3 protein-coding genes are annotated in these 3206 nt (G+C 44.7%); all 3 read right to left on the reverse strand.

The annotated features are described in order from the left end of the window. Positions 1 to 94 precede the first annotated feature (94 nt). Genes PG062_RS15770 through PG062_RS15780 form a run of 3 tightly spaced genes read right to left on the reverse strand, consistent with a single transcriptional unit; the run spans position 95 to position 3067 of the window. Complete coding sequence (locus PG062_RS15770; protein ID WP_270753010.1) at positions 95 to 1123, reverse strand: tyrosine-type recombinase/integrase; 1029 nt, start codon at positions 1121 to 1123, stop codon at positions 95 to 97. Continuing rightward, entirely contained in the window at positions 1110 to 2099 is a 990-nt protein-coding gene (locus tag PG062_RS15775; RefSeq protein WP_002583486.1) for a tyrosine-type recombinase/integrase, read from the reverse strand. Before PG062_RS15775 ends, PG062_RS15770 begins: the two co-directional genes overlap by 14 nt. Further along, positions 2096 to 3067, reverse strand: coding sequence for a tyrosine-type recombinase/integrase (locus PG062_RS15780; protein WP_270753011.1), 972 nt, complete (start codon positions 3065 to 3067; stop codon positions 2096 to 2098). Before PG062_RS15780 ends, PG062_RS15775 begins: the two co-directional genes overlap by 4 nt. Positions 3068 to 3206 lie beyond the last annotated feature (139 nt).

Raw genomic sequence — 3206 nt, forward strand, 5'->3', positions numbered from 1 at the left:
GCGCATTATCCGAGATATTCAATTATCCGAGGAGAATCTTAAAAAGTACCGATATGAAAGGCTTTCAGAGATATTTCCTCGGATAATGTAACAATTATTTCAGGAAGTCCGGCAACACATTTTCTTTTTTACGCTCAGCAGGTTCTTCTTTTTGATGCGAAAACCATTTTTCATTCCAATCCCTGATATGTCTATTCACAGTTCCCTGCGAAAGCTCAGCATATCGCTCAGTGGTAGAAATAGATGAATGGCCGAGAAAATTTTTAATCGCCACGATCGGAACTCCTGCTTCTAACATATGTGTGGCGGTTGTATGTCTCATGGTATGTGGGGTATAGCGTTTTTCCAGAAACATTCCGGGATGTCCTGCTCTTGCAAGGGCGATATATTTTTTGTAAATCTCTTCAACACAGGAAATGGTCATCTGTGGATGTGTCTGGCTGGAAAAGATATAAGTTTCCAACTGTCCAGCACGTCCAGTTTCTTCCAGATACCGTTTCAAAAGAATCCCACTGGGTTTGGCAATCACAATTCGGCGTGTTTTGTTCCCTTTTCCTGTAATCGTAAGCTTATACAGGTTTTTCTCTACAAAAAAGTCTCTAACCTTAAGGTCACAGATTTCCTGTGCCCTTGCTCCACTGGCGTACATCAAGTTTAAAAGCACCTGATCCCGGAATCCCAGACGTTTTTGGGGATTGGGAAGGTGAAGCAGGACTGAGACTTCATCAAGGGAAAAGGTAATTCTTGGTTGGATAGCTTCCTTTTTAACGGGAGTCCTCCTAACGGCATTGGCAAATACAGTTGCAGCTTCAAAATTTCTGTTTTGTGCGTAGAAAGAAAAAGAAGCGAGCGCCGAAAGCCGGAGATTCCTTGTGGATGCTGAACAGCCCCGTTCCGTTTCTATCCATTTTAAAAATCCGTCAATCGTCTCATAATCCAAGTCCCGGAACAGGATTTCATCGGCATTCTTCTTCTGAACCTGATAAATATACTGAAACAGGAGCCGGAAGGAATGCTTATAGGAGCGGATGGTATTGGGTGAAAGCCCTGATGAGAACGGCATGTATTCTGTAAAAAATTGTTCCAACAGGAGTGTAAATTCGGGGAGTTTATTTTTCCTCATATGCTGCCTCCGTGAACACGCCAGTAGCATAATCCTCAAACAGCCCCATGTACTCAGGGAACATGTCGCCGTTAAATTTTAAGTATTTCTCTGTTTCGTCCATGTCATGATGTCCAAGATAGACAGACAGGAACGGAACAGAGTCGTCCGTAGAGCGTCCGTTCTTTTCCGCTTGCGCAAACGAGTGGATAGCAAAATAATGGCGGAAGCAGTGAAGGCACTGACCTCTGGAATGAGCTTTCCCAGGCACATACAGGCCGGTTTCCATTAACAGATTCCGAAACCGTAAATCAAAAATCCCTTTGCTGGCCGCAGCCCCTTCTTTTACGGGTGAAGGGAACAGATAACTTTCGGGTTCTGCTTTAATGCCCATTGCAATGCAGTATCTTTCCAGCATCTCTGTCAGGGTTTCATTCATCGGGATAGCTCGCTGTTTATTATTTTTGGCATGGCGAATCAGTATGATTCCGCTGGAAAAATTGACATCCTTTACCTTGGCAGTCAGTGGCTCGCCTAAACGGAATCCGCACCCAAGGAGCATCCTCAGCAACATACAGAACTCCATATCCGCCTGTCGGGTTTTTGAGTTTTTATGCCTGTCACACCATTGGTCGGCACTGGATAAAAGTATCTGTATTTCTTCCTCCGAAAAAACATATGGCATGTAGCTGTCTGATGTTTTTGGACAGTCTGGCATAAAAACAACGTATCCCTTGTACTGAAGATATCTTAAAAATTTACGGAGATAACTCACCTTGTCACTGACGGTCTTGGGTGCATTGACCTGATGGAGTCTCTTGATCCATTGGTTTACAATCGCTTCCGAGATTTCTCCAGTGTTTTCTTTTGCCAACAGGGAATCGAACGTAAGCAATACGCTGCGTGTGTTCCGCAAGGTATCGTTGCTGATTGTCCCTTGATTGGTTTCGATGTAGTCTGCAAAATCTTGTTTAAAAATGCTTCGGAACTCTTTCATGACAGACTCCACCTCCCCTCTAAGAATTCGGCAAATATACCGGTCGCTTCCATGACCGGGAGGGCATACCCACGGAGTTGCTCCATATCTAATCTGGCATAAGAACGGATGGCATTCTGGTCTGTATGTCCAAGGATTTTTCTTACCGCTTCATAAGGGATGTTGTCATTGATCATGGAACTGGCAAGGGATGACCGAAAGGCATGTGCCCCCTGTTTGCGCCCGCCCGGTTCAATCCCGGCTACGGCAATGGCTGTCCTGGCAATCTTAGCGATTGCCTGCACGGAGATATGGCCGTAGGGAGGAACAATGCGGAGAAATACATATGGACTGTCATAGGCAGTACGTTCTTCCTGTAAATACCGCTCCAGTGCAACCTTTACGTCAGAAACCATTGGGAATTCAATGAAAACGCCTGTTTTGTGCTGTGTAAGCCGGATTAGATCCCTTTCAAAATCTAGGCATTCAAGCGTCATGGATGAAATGTCCCCACTCCGGATCCCCAGCCGTGTTGCAAGGAGCAATGCTGCATAATCCCGCTTTCCGTGTGGAGAACTCTGATCAACGCTGTTTTCAATTTTTTGGATTTCCTCTGCCGTGTAAACAGACGGATAAGGTTGCGGTATTTTGAAAAGAGGGACGATACCACTGTAATCCCTGTCTGTATTGCCGGATTGATACGCATACCGAAGGAATGTGCGGATATGCGAGAGATACCATCTGCTGCTGATTTTCAGGCAGGCGATACCTACATTTTGTGCATTCATTTCCTGCGGTTTCAAACAGCCTGTCTCTGTCATAGCGAATAAAAAGTAGTGGCCAATCTTGTCGTGAAGATGTATGGTACTTTCCTGCAAACCCTTGCGACGTCCCTCTTCAAGATAACCCTGCAGGAAGGCATCCATTTCCGGATTCAGTTCCTGATAGCTGCATGATGTTGAATTGTTTTCATTTGTCTGTTGATTCATGTTAAAACCTCCTGTTTCTTTGGTGGTTTTAACTGTAGCATATGAGTAAAACATTATCCGGGGAAATATCTCTGAAAGCCTTTCATATCGGCACTTTTTAAGATTCTCCTCGGATAATTGAATATCTCGGATAATGCGC

Source organism: Gemmiger qucibialis, from assembly GCF_027689445.1.
Lineage (GTDB): Bacteria > Bacillota > Clostridia > Oscillospirales > Ruminococcaceae > Gemmiger > Gemmiger qucibialis.